Raw genomic sequence first — 15,162 nt, 5'->3', positions numbered from 1 at the left:
CGGCACCGGTCGTCGTCCGACAGGTCAGGAGCGAGGCGCATGTTCGACTTCTCGACACGCATGAGCGGTGAGCAGCCCGTCCGCATGGTGCTGCCCCAGGTGGAGTCTCGGCCGGAGCCGCGCGTGATCCTGCGCCGCCTCTGGCGGGGTAGCGGCTTCATCGTGCTGGGCGCCCTGTTCATGGTGGCGGCCGCGGTGGCGCTGCTCGGCCTCATCCCGCCGCGCTACACCTCATCCATCCAGGTCCTGGTGGATCCCAGCGACCTGCGGGTCGTCGAGAACGACGTGAACGCCCGCCAGCCCCAGGCCGATAGCGGCGTCTCCATCGCCGAGAGCCAGGTGCGGGTGATCCAGTCCGACAACGTCCTGCGCCGGGTGATTGCCAAGCTGCATCTCGATCAGGACGACGAGTTCGTGCTGCCCGACGGCAACAATCCGACGATCGCCTGGATCAAGGGGGCGCTCGGCATGATGCCGCCAGCCGCGAGCCGCGACCCAGTCAACATCGCCCTGGATACACTCCAGACCAAGCTCAGCGTCCGCCGGGCCGAGCGGACCTTCGTGATCGACGCTTCGGTGCAGTCGCGCGATCCCGAGAAGGCCGCCCGGATCGCCAACGCCATCGGCGACGCCTACTTCGCCGAGGAAGCCGCCGCCCGGACCGACACGGCCCGACGCGCCTACGACGCGCTGACCGGACGGCTGGGCAGCCTGAAGCGCGACGTCGAGCAGGCGGAGGGCGAGGTGGTGCGCTACCGCGAGGCCCACAAGCTCGTGGCCTCGAGTGGACGCCTGCTGACCGACCAGCAGCTCGGCGACCTGAACCAGCAGCTCGTCACTGCGTCGATCAAGACCGCTGAGGCGAAGTCGCGGCTGGACCAGGCCCGCAAGATGCGCACCTCGGACCCGAGCACCGCCCTCCCGGAGATGCTGCAATCCCTGGAGATGCAGGCGCTGCGGCAGCAATACGCCACGCTCTCGCGCAACACCGCCGAGCTCGCCACCCGGCTCGGCGAGCGCCACCCGGCCATGGCCGAGCAATACGCCCAGCAGCGCGACCTCCAGCGCCTGATCCAGCGCGAGAAAGAGCGGATCATCGATACGACCCAGAAGGATTACGACCGGGCCGCCGCCAGCGAGGCGGCGATCCGCACCAATCTCGACCGGGTGAAGACCGAGACCGTGAGCAGCGACCGCGCCTATGTCGGCCTGCGCGAGCTGGAGCGGACGCTGGAGGCCCGCCGGGGGGTCTACGAGGCCTATTTGAAGCGCGCCCGCGAGGCGAACGAGCAGGAGCGCCTCAACACCACCAACGTCCGGATCATCTCGGTGGCCACGCCCGCCCGCCAGCGGACCTTCCCGCCCTCGCCGAAGATCGTGCTGCCGGTGGCCCTCGTGCTCGGCCTGCTGCTCGGCGGAGCCATCGCGTTGGCGCTCGGCGCCGACAGCGACCGTCGGCGGTTCCGCCGCGCCGTCGCCCGCCCCGGGACCAGCTTCCGGGCCGCCGATGCGTGATGTCGAGGCTCCGAGCCTGGCAGACCCGGAGGCGGCGTTGCGGGACCGGGCTGCGCCGGAGCCGTCCACGACTGTCACACTGTTCGGCTACGGCTTCCACGTCGGCACCGCGTCCGCGATCGTGACCGCGGTGGCGGCACGGCGCTCGGACGGTCCCCGGACGATCGTCACCGCCAACGTCGACCACGTCGTCCAACTCGCCGAGGACGCGGATTTCCGGGGCGCCTACGCGCGCGCCGCTGCCCGGACCCTCGACGGCATGCCTCTGGTCTGGCTCGCCCGTGTCGCGAGCGGCCGGCCGGCGGAACGGATCACCGGCCACGACCTCCTGGCCTGCGTCCTGGCCGACCCGCCGCCCTACGCCCGCCGGGTGTTCTTCGTCGCTGCACGCCAGGACGTCGCCGACACGCTGACCACGCGCCTGCAGGCCGCCGGTCTGCCGGACGGCGCGGTGGCGAGTGCGGTGCCGCCCTTCGGCTTCGAGGACGACGCGTCTTACGGCAGCGCCCTGGCCGAGCGGATCCGCGCCCACGGCACCACCCTGCTGGTGATGGGCGTCGGCGCACCGAAATCGGAAGTGTGGGTCGATCGCCAGGGCCGGGCGCTCGGCAATCCGGTGGTGTTCTGCGTCGGCGACGCTCTGTCGGTCGCGGCCGGCTGCCTCCCCCGCGCCCCGTGGCTTATGCAGCGGCTCGGCCTCGAGTGGGTGTTCCGCTTCCTGTGCGCCCCGCGCCGGCTCTTCCGGCGCTACTTCATCGAATCCTGGCGCTTCATCGGCATCGCCATGCGCGACCGGGTTTCGGGCCGGCGGGATTGAGGGGGCGGGCCGGCGCCGGGTGCGCAAGCCCGATCCCATCGACGCCCAGATCGTCGGCGTGATTGGATGGAGGTTCGTCCGGGTTCGCTGCGCTCGCAATGACGGCGAGAAGCGTGGTCTGTCATTCCAACGTGTCGCGGGCGAGCTTGCGAGCTTCAGTCGGCTACGCAAACAGCTCCGGCCGTCGCAGTTGAAGCGCGAAGAGCAGCAGCAGCGACTTCATGTCGGTGAGGGCGCCGCGGCGGGTCATGGCCAGCAGTTCCGGCAGCGGGATCTCGTGCACGGCCACCGCCTCGCCCTCCGCGGCCAGGCCGCCACCGGCGCCGGTACGGTCGGATTCGCCGTAGGCGGCCAGGAACAGGTCCATCCGCTCGGTCGAGATGCCCGGCATCGTCCAGGCGCTGGCCACGAGGTCGAGGGCGCCGAGGCGCAGTCCGGTCTCCTCGGCGGCCTCGCGCCGAACCTCGTCCTCCGGCGCGCCGTCGTCGAGCAGCCCTGCCGGCACCTCGACATGGCTCGGCGGACCGCCGGAATAGAGCACCGGCGCCCGGAACTGCGAGACCAGCGTCGCCACGCGCCGGACCGGATCGTACGGCAGCACCGCGACGGCGCGGCCGTGATCCTCCATCTCGCGCGTGATGCGCGTGCCATCGTCCTGCATCACCTCGGCCACGAGGTAGCGGGCCCAACCCTCGTGCACGAGGCGCACGCCCCCGATCCGTGGTGCCATGCCGTCTCCGCCCTATCCCTGAGAACCGGACGGATCGCTCAGGAATGCGGCGGCTTCGCGGAGGCGGTCATGCGGAAACACAGGCGATCTCCGCAGCGCTCGGCCGAATCCAGCCGGGCGCCCTCCTCACGCACGAGGTTCGGGATGTCGATCATCGCCATCGGATCCGTGCAGACGACCACCAGGACCCGCCCGGTGCCCAGCGCGCGCAGGGCCTTGCGGGTGCGCAGGACCGGGAGCGGGCATTTCAGCCCGGTCAGGTCGAGTTCGACACGATCCGGTTCGTCGTCCTGCACGAGGTCGGCCTCATCCCGCACCGAGACCCTGGCTCGCGACGACTGACTACCACTCGTGATAGCCGAAGACCGGACCGCGATACGTGTCCGGCGCGAACACATAGTAGGTCGGGCCGTAATAGCCGTATTCCATGCTGCGGCCAGGGGTCGGCGCGTAGCCGTATCCGTAACCGAACGGCGCCGGATAGCCGTACTCGCCGTAATAGCTGTATTCCGGACGGACCGGGACCGCGGCGACGAACCTGCCGCCCACGTGCGGGCGTGCCACCGGGACGGCGCGTTGGGCACGATACGGGCCCAGATCCGCGGCGCAGCAAACGCCGCCGGCCGTCACGGCGGATAATACGCTGGCCGCGAGAGCGACGGTGTGGCGGGTCATGGCGTCGGTCTCCTGACGAGGACGATTCGGCCTCGGGGGGATCCGATCACATGGCCGGCGACAGACTAGCATCGCGGGCCTTGGCCGAAGCTTGCGCCTCCCGTTTAAGGTGATTCGGAGAACGGGCCAGGCCTCGGGCGACCGCGTCCGACAGGCGGCAAAAAAACTCCCGGCCGCGATGGGACCGGGAGTGTGGGGCAGGCTCGAATTCGGGCTTACCAGCCGTAATCGTCGTAGCCGTAAGCTGGGTAGCCATAAGCGGGATAGCCGTAGCTGCGGACCGGGGCGTAGCCGTAGGCCGGATACCCGTAGCCGCTGTCATAGCCGTAGCGGGGAGCCGCACTGGCGGCCAGCGCACCGCCGATGATGCCGAGGGCGGCACCGGCCGCGACGGCGCCGGCGACACGGCCGCCGTAGCCGCGACGGTATCCGTAGCCGCCACCGTCATAGCCCCGGCGCCAGCCGACGGTGTCGATCTGGGTGCTCGGGCCGCCGACCTGCACGGAATTCTGCGCCGGAAGGGGAGCCGCCTCAGCGGCGGTGAATGAACCGGCGATCATGGCCAGGGCCGAGGCGCCGGCGACGAGCGATGTGGTGATGCGAGACATGGAAACTTCCTCCACGCGCTGAACCAACGGCGTGAGGACCGTCAGATATCGCACTTCGTTCCGCGCCACGGTGTGCGGCCGCACGGTCCCGGGAGTTGCCGGTTCAGAACACGCATTCCGAGAAGGCCGGGCGCACGCAGGCACCCCAGCGGCCCTCGTAATCGGCCAGCAGGTCGTCGGCCCGGGTGCGCCCCGCCGTGACGATCGCCTCCAGGGGCTGGAGGTAGACGGTCTCGTCGCGGCCCTCGGCATCGCGGCGGGCCCGGGCGCGCAGACCCGCGCGGGCGATGGCCAGCGCCTCGGCGGCGACCGCGCCCAGCGTGGTGTTGGCGACCGGCGTGGCGAGCCCCAGACGCGGCGCCGTCGCCCGGGCGGCCTCCCGGTTGGCCGGGCTCCAGCCCTTCACCAGGTCGAGGGCCGCGTCGAGGGCCGATTCGTCGTAGAGCAGGCCGGCCCAGAACGCGGCCTGGGCGGCGATCATCCCGGGATCGCCGACATCGGCGCCGCGCATCTCCAGGAAGCGCTTGAGCCGGACTTCCGGGAACGCCGTGGAGGCGTGGTTGGCCCAGTCTGCGACCGTAGCGTACTCGCCCGGGAGCTGCGCCAGCTTGCCGGCCATCAGGGCGCGGAAGGAGGCGCCCGACACGTCGTGATAGATGTCGCCGCGCTTGACGAAGTACATCGGCATGTCGAGCAGCCAGTCGACATAGGCCTCGTAGCCGAAGCCGGATTCGAACGCGAAGGGCAGCATGCCGGTGCGATTGGGATCGGTGTCGCGCCAGATCTCCGAGCGGCGGGACAGGAAGCCGTTGGGCCGCCCGTCGGTGAACGGCGAGTTGGCGAACAAGGCGGTGGCCACCGGCTGCAGCGCCAGGGAGGCGCGCATCTTGCGCACCATGTCGGCCTCGGAGGCGAAGTCGAGATTCACCTGTACGGTGGCGGTGCGCAGCATCATGTCGAGGCCAAGCGAGCCGACCTTCGGCATGTAGCCGGCCATGATCTTGTAGCGGCTCTTGGGCATGACCGGGGTCTCGTCCCGGCGCCAGCGCGGGCTCATGCCCAATGTGAGGAAGCCGATATCGAGGGGATCGGCCGCACGCTTCGTGGCCGCGAGATGGGTGGCGAGTTCGGCCGCGGTGCCGTGCACGTCCGGCAGAGCCGCGCCGGACAGCTCGAACTGTCCACCCGGCTCGATCGAGATCGCCCCGCCTTCCTCGGCCGACAGGCCGATGATCTTGCCGAGGTCGAGGATCGGCTCCCAGCCGGTCTCGCGGGCGAGCCCCTCCAGCAGGGCGCGGATGCCGCGCTCGCCGTCATACGGCACGGGCTCACGGGTCTCCCGGTAGAACGGGATCTTCTCGTGCTCCGTGCCGATGGCGAATCGCGCGCGCGGCTTCTCGCCGGCGGCGAACCAGTCGATCAGTTCAGCGCGCGTGGTGAGCGGCGTGTTGTCGTTGCTGTCGCGCGCCATGCGCTGCCTGCCCGTGCCTGTGAACTATGCCTGGGATGGGAGCGCACCGGACTGCTCCAGCGTGTCCGTCCGGTTCGACCTCGTCCCGCCCCATCCAGCGGGCGGAGTCCGGACGGACACCCGCACCGGCCCTCTGGGGAGAGCGGCGCGGGCGAACATCCGTTCCGGGACATAATCGAGGCGCTCGGAACCGACAACGCGGCGCCGTGGACCCGGACGCCCGTTCGACCCGGTTCGACGGAACAATCCCGCGCCGCACCGCTCCGATGTGCGCCGGCACACATGCGCTCGGTCGGTGGCGACGTCAGCGCGCGTCGCCGAGCACCGCCTGGACCAGGGTCAGCACCACGACCGCGGCCGTGTCGGCACGCAGGATGCGCGGACCCAGCGACAGGGCCACGGTGTTGGGCCGGGCGCGGATCGTCGTCCGCTCCTCCTCGGAGAAACCGCCCTCCGGCCCGACCAGAACGGCCAGCGGCGGCGGTGCGGCGGGGTCGGCGGCCTCCCGGAGCGCCCGCACCGGGTCGCTCACCGGGGCGTCCTCGTCGCAGAACACCACCAGCCGCTCGGGCGCCAGGCCCGCAAGCGCGGGGCCGAGCTTGTCCGGATCGCAACACTCGGGGATCGCCAGGATGCCGCATTGCTCGGCCGCCTCGACGGCATTGGCACGCAGGCGGTCCATGTTGATCCGCTCGCCCTGGGTGTAGCGCGTGATCACCGGATGAATCGTCCCGGCGCCCATCTCAACGGCCTTCTGGGCCAGGTAATCCAGGCGCGCACTCTTCAAGGGCGCGAACAGGTAGTGCAGGTCGGCGCGTGGCGTCTGCGCGCGGGTACGCTCGGCGACGTGGAGGTCCGCGCCCTTCCGGCCGGTCTGGACCAAATGCGCGCGCCACTCGCCGTCCCGTCCGTTGAACACCAGCACGGGATCGTCCGGTCCCCGACGCAGGACGTTGAGCAGGTAATTCGCCTGGGCGCGGTCGAGCGGCAGCACGGTTCCGGCGGCGAGGTCCGGTTCGACGTGGAGGCGCGGGGCGGTGAAGTCGTAGGCCGGCATGGCCGGGTGGTCGCGCGGCCCGGCCGGGCTGTCAACGCACCGCGCCGTCGACCCGCGTCCAACGACATGTTGCCGAAAGGTTACGAGGGCGACTTTTTGGCGCTTCTCCCACACGCGCAACGCCTCGCCAGTTTGCCGCTCGATTGACGCCACATTCCTATGGCGAACCCAACGGAACGGAGTGGAGCCGGCGTCACGCGGGTTCCGGCAGGCGTCGAGGGAGTCGCAGGATGGCACACGGGAGCTTGAGTCTGGGGGCGGCGGCGCTCGTCGGCGGTCTGCTGTTCGGAACGGCGGCCTTCGCGCAGGGTGCCGCGCCGGAATGCGGCACGATCCAGAAGACCCTGGCCGAGCGCAAGGCGCTGGTCTCCCGCGCAAACGCGGCGTCGAACAGCAAGAAGAAGATGACCCCGCAGGAGGCCTGCGCGCTGTTCGGCAAGCTGCAGTCCAACGGCGCAGAAGGCATCAAGTGGATCACCGCCAACAAGGAATGGTGCTCGATCCCGGATTCCTTCGCCGAAGGCTTTAAGGCCGACCACCTGAAGGTCAGCGGCATCCGCACCAAGATCTGCAGCGTCGCCGCTCAGGCCACCAAGATGGAGGCGCAGGCCCGCGCCCAGGCGCAGAACGGCGCCAGCAGCGGCCTGCTCGGTGGACCGGGCTTGACCGGCAGCTTCAAGCTGCCGCAAGGCGCGCTGTAGAGCCGTCCGGGAGAATTGCGGGCGGCGCGACCTCCTCCGGGGCGGGGGGATGCGTACGTGGGACGACCGGAGATCCGACCGATGAGCGGGACGGCAGCGGGGGACGGGCGTCCGGCCGACGCGGTCACCGGACATTGGGTCGAGCGCGCGGCGCCACGGTCCTGGCGGCCCTATCTGCGCCTGGCGCGGATCGACCGGCCGATCGGCTGGTGGCTCCTCCTCCTGCCGTGCTGGTGGTCCTCCGCGCTGGCGGCGATCAAGGCGGACCTGTCCTTTCCCGATCCCTGGCACTGCCTGCTGTTCCTGGTGGGTGCGGTCGCGATGCGCGGGGCGGGTTCGACCTACAACGATATCGCCGACCGCGACCTCGACGCGCAGGTCGAGCGCACGCGCCAACGCCCACTTCCCTCCGGACAGATCCGGCCGCGCCACGCGGCCCTGTTCCTGCTGGCTCAGGCGCTGGTCGGGCTGGCGGTACTGCTGCAGTTCGGCGAGCAGGCCGTGATCGTCGGGCTCTGCTCCCTTCTCCCGGTGGCGATCTATCCGTTCATGAAGCGGGTGATGCCGATGCCACAGGCGGTGCTGGGGCTGGCCTTCGCGTGGGGCGCGCTGATGGGCTGGGCGGCCCTCTTCGCCCGGCTCGATGCCCCGGCGCTGCTGCTCTACGCGGGCACGATCTGCTGGGTGGTGGGCTACGATACGATCTACGCGGTCCAAGACATCGAGGACGACGAGATGGCCGGGATCCACTCCTCGGCCCGGCTGTTCGGCCGGCACGTGAGGGGGGCCGTCGGCCTGTGCTACGCGCTCGCGGCGGCCTTCGTGGCGCTGGCGGCCCGGGATGCGGGGGCTGGACTGGTCGGATCGATCGGGGTCGCCGCCTTCGCGGGGCACCTGGCCTGGCAGGTCCTGTCGTTCCGGGAACGTGACGGGCGCGGGGCGCTCACGCTGTTCCGCTCGAACCGGGACGCCGGCCTGATCCTGTTCGTGGGCCTCGCGGCGGACGCTGTGGTGCGCAGCCTGTCCTGAGTTCCGGCCGGGGTCTCAGGTGCGGGCGATGATCTCGTTCTCACCGCGAAAGATCTGCGGCCGGGCCGGCAGACGGCCGGTCTTGCGGCGGGCGAGGAAGCGCGGCCGACGGGCACCGAGTCCGGCATGCCGGCGGCGGATGCGCACGCGCCCAAGGATCAGCCGGCCGATCTGCTCGGAGACCGGGACCAGGACACCGTCCTCCCGGACGATCATGCGGACCAGCCCGGCCCGGGCGGCGATGTCGCGCCAGACGGCGACCACGTCGTCCTCGTCGAAGCAGCCGAGGCGATCCAGCTCCTCGCCCTCGGCATCGACCAGGATCAGGCTGAACCGGTCGGCGCCGCAGATCTCGGCATCCTCGGTGGCGTAGGCCAGGGCGATTCCAGCGGCCTTGCGGGCGCCGGAGATGCGGCCGATCACCGGAAGCGGCGATGCGACGATGGCGAAATCGGCCAGAGCAGCGGCCCCACGGGCATCCATCGAAGGTCCTTCGCGGCGTTCGTCCGTGAACGAGGAAGTGTTCATCTGTGCGCGTCCCTGGAGCAAGTGGCGACCCGCTCGGGGCCGTCCGTTATGCCAAGCAAAATCGCACCCGAACTCCTCCGCACAGCTTAATCACCGTCGTTAAGCGATTCTGGACGGGGATGTCATTTGAGGAATGCTCAATGCTTCCTTGAATGCTCAACACTTCCTTGCGAAGATCGATCGGTCTTGATCGATCCAGGGGGCAGAGTGCGGATCCTTGTGGCCGTGCCGGCTGCGCCCTACAACGGACGGTACCGGGCGGCATGGCCTTCCGGTACCCAACACCGCCTGCCGAGCCGGCTCACTTCATCCGACCTGCCGGGCGGAGGCCCCGATGTGGCCCGATCCCGGGCCTGACGCATGCCCCGCGGAGCGCGATGCCCGAGCCCATCACCGACGCGGCCGTCTCCGCCCTGATGCCGGACCTGCGCGCGGTCATGCGCGAGGCCGCCGACATCGCTCGCCCGTACTTCAAGCTGGGCGGACAGACCTCCGCGCGGATCTGGTCGAAGGCGGGCGGGTCTCCGGTGACAGAGGCGGATGTCGCGGTCGACACCTTCCTGAAGATTCGCTTGAGCGCCCTGGTGCCCGCGGCCGCGTGGTTGTCCGAGGAGACCGCGGACGATCCGGCGCGCCTCGGCCACGACCTCGTGTGGATCGTCGATCCGATCGACGGCACCCGGGCGTTCCTGTCCGGGCATCCCGACTGGTCGATCGCGGTCGCCCTGCTGGCCGGCGGCCAGCCGCGGATCGGCTTCGTCCACGCCCCGGTGGGGAACGCCGATTACGAGGCCGTTCTCGGACGCGGCGCGACCCGCAACGGCGAGCCGATCCGGGTCGATCCCAAGGAGACGCTTCAGGGCGCGCGCATCACCGGCCCCAAGCCGATGCTCGACCGGCTGTCGCGCGGGGCCGGCGCCGGCGTCGATTTCGAGCGGATCGACCGCATTCCATCACTCGCCCTGCGGCTCGCCCGGGTCGCGGAAGGCTCGGTCGATGTCGGGCTGATCTCTGGCAATGCCCGCGACTGGGACATCGCCGCGGCCGACCTGATCCTGCGCGAGGCGGGCGGAACGGTCTGCGACCTCAAGGGCGAGGCGACCACCTATAATCGGCCGGACCCCGTCCACGGCGAATTGCTGGCCACGCCGGTCGTGCTGCGCGCCCCGGTCCTGGCGGCCTGGGACCGATAAGGTCGAACCGACCCGCACCGGGCGCGACCCCTTTCCCGGACACCCGGCACTTTCGTGGACGGTGATCCGAACCGGCAGGCAAAGCGCTGCATGCGACGGGGAAAGCGACGGCGCGAGAGGAGCAGCGCCGCTGCACGACCTATAGCACGTAAGAAGCCGCGTTCGATCCGAGATCGAACACGGCCCTGTACGTCAGGCGTGCCTGGCAGATCCGCTGAGGAACGTCGGCCCTCAGGCCGCCGCCGCCTCGCGGATGACCACAGCGTTGGGGGCCAGCCCCAGACGCTCGGCCAGATGCCAGCGCAGTTCGCGGGGGGAGTGATAATTGTAGGACCGATCGATCAAGTTGCTCAGATCGGTCTTGGCTCCATTCGCGGAATTGGCCCGTGCCAGCCGACCGACCCGGAAAGTCGATGCATCGGTGACGGGAGAGCGGACGCCGCGGCGCCGCGTGTATTCGAACATCATTATCGCGTGTGTCTTTTCTTTTCTGGACCGAACGTCTGTGTGCGCCCGGCGTCGTTTCTGCTGGTTGCCTCCGACGCCCCTCGACCGAGCGGTCTCGCCCGGATGGAAGCGTCGGAAGGGGGAGCCGCCGCGCGGCCGGTAAGAACCCGCTGGGGTTCAGGCCGCCTGAAGGTTGCCGGCGGCGTCCTTGCCGCTGCGCTTGTCCGTCAGGATCTCGTACGAGAGCCGCTGGCCCTCGACCAAGTTGCGCATCCCAGCCCGCTCTACAGCGGAGATGTGAACGAAAACGTCCTTGCCGCCGTCATCGGGCTGGATGAAGCCGTAGCCCTTGGTCTCGTTATACCACTTCACAGTGCCGGTGTTCACGTAGGATACCTCGTCGTCCATAGGCCATGCGCACGGCGAAAAAGCCGCGCGATGCACCACGGTCTTGCTGGGTTGGCCAGTGTGGCAGGGCGCGAGACGCTGGGCGTTAAAAAGCACCGGTCTCGGTGGGTAAGCCCCCCGAGGCTCTATTTAGGCGTTGGCTGCGGCGGCAACAAGGCGTTTCGGGCACAACTTCTGCGTCGCAGGCCGCGACTGGGCCGGCGCGGCGGCGTGACGCCCCCTGGGATTTCCGCCGGGCCCGATGCATATACGGAACGCGGACAGGCAGTTAAGGCGCGAGGCTCCCGGGCGATACATGGCAGGCATTTCGGTCTCGCTGGACGGTGCGAACATCCAGCTGTCCTTTCAGAAGGACGATCAGGCGACGGCGGTGGTGATGGATGCCCGCGCCGCGCGCGCGCTGGTGCGCGCCGTCGGCCAGCTTCTCACGGCCATCGACGACACGGACGAGCCGGACCTGGGCGATGGCCTGGGCGACGAGGAGATCGCCATGCTGGACGTGACGTCCTCGGCGATCGAGATCGGCACCGACGAGGAGGGCCAGGCTGTCGTTGCGCTCCAGGCGGGCGCGTTGCCGCCGTTCCAGCTGCGCCTGACGGACGAAGAGGCCCGCCACGTGGTGACGAGCCTCTCCGAGATCCTCAGCGCGCCGCGCGACGTACGCACCTCACACGGCGGCCATTGATCACATCCGGGTCGATTACATCCGGGTTCCCGGGTCGGTGGGCGCACCCGGGAAGACATCGGGCTCCGAGCCCGGCCCGCCCGGCTCGCCGATGCCGGGATCGTTCACGGGATAGGGCGAGCGCGGTCCGGTCGGTCCGATATCCGGCTCCTCATCGGGCGTAGGCGGCGGAGGCGGCAGATCGCCGGGCGTAGGCTCGGGGAGGCCTGGATTGGCCATGGCGGTCTCCTGTTGGTTTTCGGGATGCCGGACCAACGGGCCGATTCTCCGGCGGTTCCAGGCGACGGCCTCGCGATCCGCCGCCATCGGAACACGGCCAATCGACCTCGGTTGTCCGGGCAAACCCCCAGAAGGAGGCTCGCCATGCCCGATATCCGCCAGGCCAAGATCCTGATCCTCGCAACGGACGGCTTCGAGGAGAGCGAACTGACCGTTCCGCAAGCCAAGCTGGCCGACGCTGGCGCCTCGGTCGCGGTGTCCGCACCGCAATCGCGCGAGAGCAAGGGCACGATCCGCGGCTGGGACAAGACCGACTGGGGCAAGGAGGTCGCGGTCGACATCGATCTCGAGCGCGTCGATCCTGCCGACTACGACGCCCTGGTGCTTCCGGGCGGCCAGATCAATCCCGACAAGCTGAGGCTCGAGCCCAAGGCTCTTGAGGTGATCCGGAGCTTCTTCACCTCCGGCAAGGTGGTCGCCGCCATCTGTCACGCGCCGTGGCTGCTGATCGAAGCCGGCGCGGCCAAGGGCCGCGACATGACCTCGTTCGCGTCCATCCGAACCGACGTGATCAACGCCGGCGGCCGCTGGCACGACCGGGAGGTCGTGACCGACCAAGGCGTCGTCACCAGCCGCAACCCGGGCGACCTCGATGCTTTCTGCGCGAAGATCGTCGAGGAGATCCAGGAAGGCGGCCACGGCACCCGGCAGCTGGCGGCCTGAGGATTTCGCACGGCGCAGGTCCTGCCGATCCCGCGGCGTGAACGCGGGGTCGGCCGCACCCGATGCGGTTTCCGATGGCCATCGCCATGGTCGGTCGTATGGACATCGGGACGAACGCTGAGGGATCGCACGGGTGGCCACCTTCTTCACGGGCGATACCCATTTCGGCGACCTGCGCGCCCTGCGGTTCGACCACAGGCCCTACCCGGATCTGGACGCCCACGATGCCGGCCTGATCGCCGCCTGGAACGCCGCGGTCGCGCCCGGCGACACAGTCTGGCACCTCGGGGACTTCGCCCTCGGCCCGAGCGGTGCGCGGATCCGCGAGATCCTCGACGGGCTCAACGGCGAAAAGCACCTAATCGTGGGCAACAACGACGGCCCCGACACCCTCGCAGCACCCGGTTGGGCCTCGGTGCGCCATTACGCCGAACGCGTGGTCGACGACCGGATGGTGGTGCTGTGCCACTACGCGTTCCGGACCTGGAACGGGATGGGCCGGGGTGCCCTCAACCTGCACGGCCACAGCCACGGCAAGCTCAAGCCGATGCCGAAGCAGTACGATGTCGGCGTCGACCCGATGGGGCCGGCCCCGGTGGGACTCTCCGCAATCCTCACCTCACGGCTCCGTCGGAAGGCGTAATCCGGCCGGAACCTTCACGCCAGCTTCACCGTTTCAGCGGACAGAGAGGGGGCGGACTTGATCCGCTCCAGAGAAACCCGGCGCCCCGCCTGCGGGGCTACCGAATTGACCGTTCCGTGAGTGATCCCGTGCGTATCCGTTCGGCCTCTCCCAAGACCGGCTTCTCCACCCTGTCCGGCCTCGCCAAGTCGGCGTTGGTCGGGGGTCTGTCTCTCCTCGCTCTGAGCAACGCGGCGCTGGCCCTGCCGGCATGCCTCGACGCTCAGCGCAAGGTGGACGAGGCCAGCGCCCTCCGCTTCCAGGCGCGCCAGGAGGCGCGGCTGGGGAACCATGACCGCGTCTGCGACACGCTGGACGAGGTCGGCGACCGCTACGACGACGCCCGTGACGCCTTCGAGCGCTGCGGCGAGGGCGTGGTGGCCATTGACCTGCGCAGCGAGCTGCGCGGTCTCCGCATCGCCAAGAAGATCAACCGCTGCGACTGATCGGGTGCGTTCGCGCACCGCATACGTTCAGGCCCTGCAGCATCATCCCGACACGAGCGACGCACGTCGCCGACAAGGTTATGCGCCGATGACCACCGCCCTGCTGTCGTCCGACCTCCAGGCGCCCACCGCCAACCGCACCGGACCATCCTTCGCAGCTGCCCTCTGCGGCTTCATCAGCACGACCGTCGCTACGACGATGCTTCTGGTCCTGATCGGCACGCTCTGAGCGCTCGCCGCGGAAGTGGGTACTGGATCGGCGTGCGCGAGTGCGTCGACACAAGGGCTGAGTGCGGTGGCAGCCGCATCACGCTGAACTTGATCGACGGGACGAACAGATTTGGGGCTGGTTCAGTGATCCCCCCATATCTCTGTTCTCACACGTAATATCTGCCTGGTCGGGCGTCAGTACAGACGGTAATGCGCCCTGGAGCGGGCATGGGCGCTGCCTATGCGACCGTTGTGCTGCACCGCGCGTGATGGATTCGAACCACCACTGGCTTTGCCGTTCCGGTTTATCGCGCGCCAGCTTCATCGGAGCAGTACAGGATCCGCTGCCGCGCAAGCTGAAGATCAGGCCGCCTGATGTTCGACAGACCGGTATCCGGCATCCTGACCGTGTGTTGCGCATGAAAAAGGCGCCGCTTCGAGTGAAGCGGCGCCTTCCTTCGTTCTGTCGAACGATAGACGTCTTAGTTGAAGGTGTCGATCTCAGCCGACTCGTAGCTGGTGACTTCCATGCCGACGCAGATTTCGGACACGATGGGGGCGGACCAAGCCATGATGTGACTCCAAAATGGAAATGATGGGACGAAGACGACCTAACTCCCCGGGTGGCAGAGCCAACCCAGGGTAGGGCCTGCTCAGTTGAAGGTGTCGATCTCGGCCGACTCGTAGCTGGTGACTTCCATGCCGACGCAGATCTCAGACACGATGGGGGCGGACCAAGCCATGGCGTTTCTCCTCGTTGTTGCTGAGATCCATATAGGCAATATCTTGGACGCAATACAAGCGAGCACAACACTTATATTTCTCATAGGGAGCTGGGGCGTAGGGCGCGGGTGCCGTCGCGGCTTCTCGGCCACGCCCCGGCGCGATCGTGAAAGCGAACTGGGAACACGCAGTGGTTTCGGCTTGACGGACTATTCCCGTAGGGGCACGAGGCAGCCGCGTCGGGCCTCCATGCGGGTGGCCCGCGCTCCCTTTCAGCATCGACAGCGAAGCGACG

Annotated in this window: 22 protein-coding genes; 10 read left to right on the top strand and 12 right to left on the bottom strand. The window is 69.1% G+C overall.

The genetic code is table 11. From position 1 onward, the window contains the following. Window positions 1-39 precede the first annotated feature (39 nt). Window positions 40-1,515 (top strand): GumC family protein, encoded by a 1,476-nt coding sequence (locus ACYQPG_RS28475; protein WP_147906265.1) that lies wholly within the window; start codon window positions 40-42, stop codon window positions 1,513-1,515. Then, the gene (locus ACYQPG_RS28470) at window positions 1,508-2,332 is read left to right on the top strand and encodes a WecB/TagA/CpsF family glycosyltransferase (RefSeq protein ID WP_419830787.1); all 825 of its coding nucleotides are present in this window, start codon (window positions 1,508-1,510) and stop codon (window positions 2,330-2,332) included. The genes ACYQPG_RS28475 and ACYQPG_RS28470 overlap by 8 nt, the downstream gene beginning before the upstream one ends. Before the next feature lie 163 nt (window positions 2,333-2,495). On the opposite strand, the gene ACYQPG_RS28465 is transcribed toward ACYQPG_RS28470, so the two are convergent. From ACYQPG_RS28465 to ACYQPG_RS28440, 6 genes are all read right to left on the bottom strand, one after another. Continuing rightward, window positions 2,496-3,062 (bottom strand): NUDIX domain-containing protein, encoded by a 567-nt coding sequence (locus ACYQPG_RS28465; protein ID WP_147855938.1) that lies wholly within the window; start codon window positions 3,060-3,062, stop codon window positions 2,496-2,498. Between the two features lie 38 nt (window positions 3,063-3,100). Then, entirely contained in the window at window positions 3,101-3,358 is a 258-nt protein-coding gene (locus ACYQPG_RS28460; protein ID WP_246692582.1) for a sulfurtransferase TusA family protein, read from the bottom strand. 46 nt (window positions 3,359-3,404) lie between these two features. Beyond that, window positions 3,405-3,737, bottom strand: a complete 333-nt coding sequence (locus ACYQPG_RS28455) for a hypothetical protein (protein WP_461232234.1) — start codon at window positions 3,735-3,737, stop codon at window positions 3,405-3,407. A gap of 215 nt (window positions 3,738-3,952) precedes the next feature. Further along, window positions 3,953-4,345, bottom strand: coding sequence for a hypothetical protein (locus tag ACYQPG_RS28450; protein WP_419830786.1), 393 nt, complete (start codon window positions 4,343-4,345; stop codon window positions 3,953-3,955). A 103-nt stretch (window positions 4,346-4,448) separates the two neighbouring features. Beyond that, on the bottom strand, window positions 4,449-5,816 hold the full coding sequence (locus ACYQPG_RS28445) for a glutamate--cysteine ligase (protein ID WP_461232233.1): 1,368 nt from the start codon (window positions 5,814-5,816) through the stop codon (window positions 4,449-4,451). A 304-nt stretch (window positions 5,817-6,120) separates the two neighbouring features. Further along, window positions 6,121-6,873, bottom strand: a complete 753-nt coding sequence (locus ACYQPG_RS28440; RefSeq protein ID WP_461232232.1) for a 16S rRNA (uracil(1498)-N(3))-methyltransferase — start codon at window positions 6,871-6,873, stop codon at window positions 6,121-6,123. 230 nt (window positions 6,874-7,103) lie between these two features. Here ACYQPG_RS28440 and ACYQPG_RS28435 point away from each other — a divergent pair, with 230 nt between their 5' ends. Beyond that, entirely contained in the window at window positions 7,104-7,574 is a 471-nt protein-coding gene (locus ACYQPG_RS28435; RefSeq protein ID WP_147854650.1) for a hypothetical protein, read from the top strand. Window positions 7,575-7,655: 81 nt separating this feature from the next. Beyond that, a complete protein-coding gene (gene ubiA / locus ACYQPG_RS28430; RefSeq protein WP_461232231.1) occupies window positions 7,656-8,603 on the top strand; it encodes a 4-hydroxybenzoate octaprenyltransferase in 948 nt (315 codons plus the stop codon). A gap of 15 nt (window positions 8,604-8,618) precedes the next feature. Here the strand turns inward: ubiA and ACYQPG_RS28425 are convergent, their stop codons facing one another. After that, window positions 8,619-9,086, bottom strand: coding sequence for a DUF6101 family protein (locus ACYQPG_RS28425; RefSeq protein WP_147906256.1), 468 nt, complete (start codon window positions 9,084-9,086; stop codon window positions 8,619-8,621). Between the two features lie 422 nt (window positions 9,087-9,508). Between ACYQPG_RS28425 and ACYQPG_RS28420 the strand changes: the two genes are divergently transcribed. Then, a complete protein-coding gene (locus ACYQPG_RS28420) occupies window positions 9,509-10,324 on the top strand; it encodes a 3'(2'),5'-bisphosphate nucleotidase CysQ (RefSeq protein WP_419830784.1) in 816 nt (271 codons plus the stop codon). A 231-nt stretch (window positions 10,325-10,555) separates the two neighbouring features. Here the strand turns inward: ACYQPG_RS28420 and ACYQPG_RS28415 are convergent, their stop codons facing one another. Together ACYQPG_RS28415 and ACYQPG_RS28410 are read right to left on the bottom strand one after the other, a co-directional pair. Continuing rightward, window positions 10,556-10,792, bottom strand: a complete 237-nt coding sequence (locus tag ACYQPG_RS28415) for an AsnC family transcriptional regulator (protein WP_419830783.1) — start codon at window positions 10,790-10,792, stop codon at window positions 10,556-10,558. A gap of 156 nt (window positions 10,793-10,948) precedes the next feature. Then, window positions 10,949-11,158, bottom strand: a complete 210-nt coding sequence (locus tag ACYQPG_RS28410; RefSeq protein WP_007565868.1) for a cold-shock protein — start codon at window positions 11,156-11,158, stop codon at window positions 10,949-10,951. Between the two features lie 316 nt (window positions 11,159-11,474). Between ACYQPG_RS28410 and ACYQPG_RS28405 the strand changes: the two genes are divergently transcribed. Beyond that, on the top strand, window positions 11,475-11,864 hold the full coding sequence (locus ACYQPG_RS28405; RefSeq protein WP_147854655.1) for a hypothetical protein: 390 nt from the start codon (window positions 11,475-11,477) through the stop codon (window positions 11,862-11,864). Between the two features lie 15 nt (window positions 11,865-11,879). Here ACYQPG_RS28405 and ACYQPG_RS28400 read toward each other — a convergent pair whose 3' ends face one another. Next, window positions 11,880-12,083, bottom strand: a complete 204-nt coding sequence (locus ACYQPG_RS28400; protein WP_147854656.1) for a hypothetical protein — start codon at window positions 12,081-12,083, stop codon at window positions 11,880-11,882. A 144-nt stretch (window positions 12,084-12,227) separates the two neighbouring features. On the opposite strand from ACYQPG_RS28400, the gene ACYQPG_RS28395 reads away from it, so the two are divergent. The 4 genes from ACYQPG_RS28395 (at window position 12,228) to ACYQPG_RS28380 (ending at window position 14,163) form a co-directional block, all read left to right on the top strand. Then, complete coding sequence (locus tag ACYQPG_RS28395) at window positions 12,228-12,806, top strand: type 1 glutamine amidotransferase domain-containing protein (RefSeq protein ID WP_147906253.1); 579 nt, start codon at window positions 12,228-12,230, stop codon at window positions 12,804-12,806. A 133-nt stretch (window positions 12,807-12,939) separates the two neighbouring features. Beyond that, a complete protein-coding gene (locus ACYQPG_RS28390; RefSeq protein ID WP_147906252.1) occupies window positions 12,940-13,449 on the top strand; it encodes a metallophosphoesterase in 510 nt (169 codons plus the stop codon). A 194-nt stretch (window positions 13,450-13,643) separates the two neighbouring features. Further along, the gene (locus ACYQPG_RS28385) at window positions 13,644-13,934 is read left to right on the top strand and encodes a hypothetical protein (RefSeq protein ID WP_461232519.1); all 291 of its coding nucleotides are present in this window, start codon (window positions 13,644-13,646) and stop codon (window positions 13,932-13,934) included. Window positions 13,935-14,022: 88 nt separating this feature from the next. Beyond that, on the top strand, window positions 14,023-14,163 hold the full coding sequence (locus ACYQPG_RS28380) for a hypothetical protein (protein ID WP_187193395.1): 141 nt from the start codon (window positions 14,023-14,025) through the stop codon (window positions 14,161-14,163). Between the two features lie 463 nt (window positions 14,164-14,626). On the opposite strand, the gene pqqA (ACYQPG_RS28375) is transcribed toward ACYQPG_RS28380, so the two are convergent. Beyond that, complete coding sequence (gene pqqA, locus ACYQPG_RS28375; RefSeq protein WP_007559223.1) at window positions 14,627-14,716, bottom strand: pyrroloquinoline quinone precursor peptide PqqA; 90 nt, start codon at window positions 14,714-14,716, stop codon at window positions 14,627-14,629. Between the two features lie 81 nt (window positions 14,717-14,797). Further along, window positions 14,798-14,887: a pyrroloquinoline quinone precursor peptide PqqA gene (pqqA, locus tag ACYQPG_RS28370; RefSeq protein ID WP_007559223.1), complete on the bottom strand. Its 90-nt coding sequence runs from the start codon at window positions 14,885-14,887 to the stop codon at window positions 14,798-14,800. Window positions 14,888-15,162 lie beyond the last annotated feature (275 nt).

It is taken from the genome of Methylobacterium sp. CM6246 (assembly GCF_054818005.1).
Note: the sequence above shows the minus strand (reverse complement) of the source record. Positions and strands in the feature narration are given on the sequence as shown.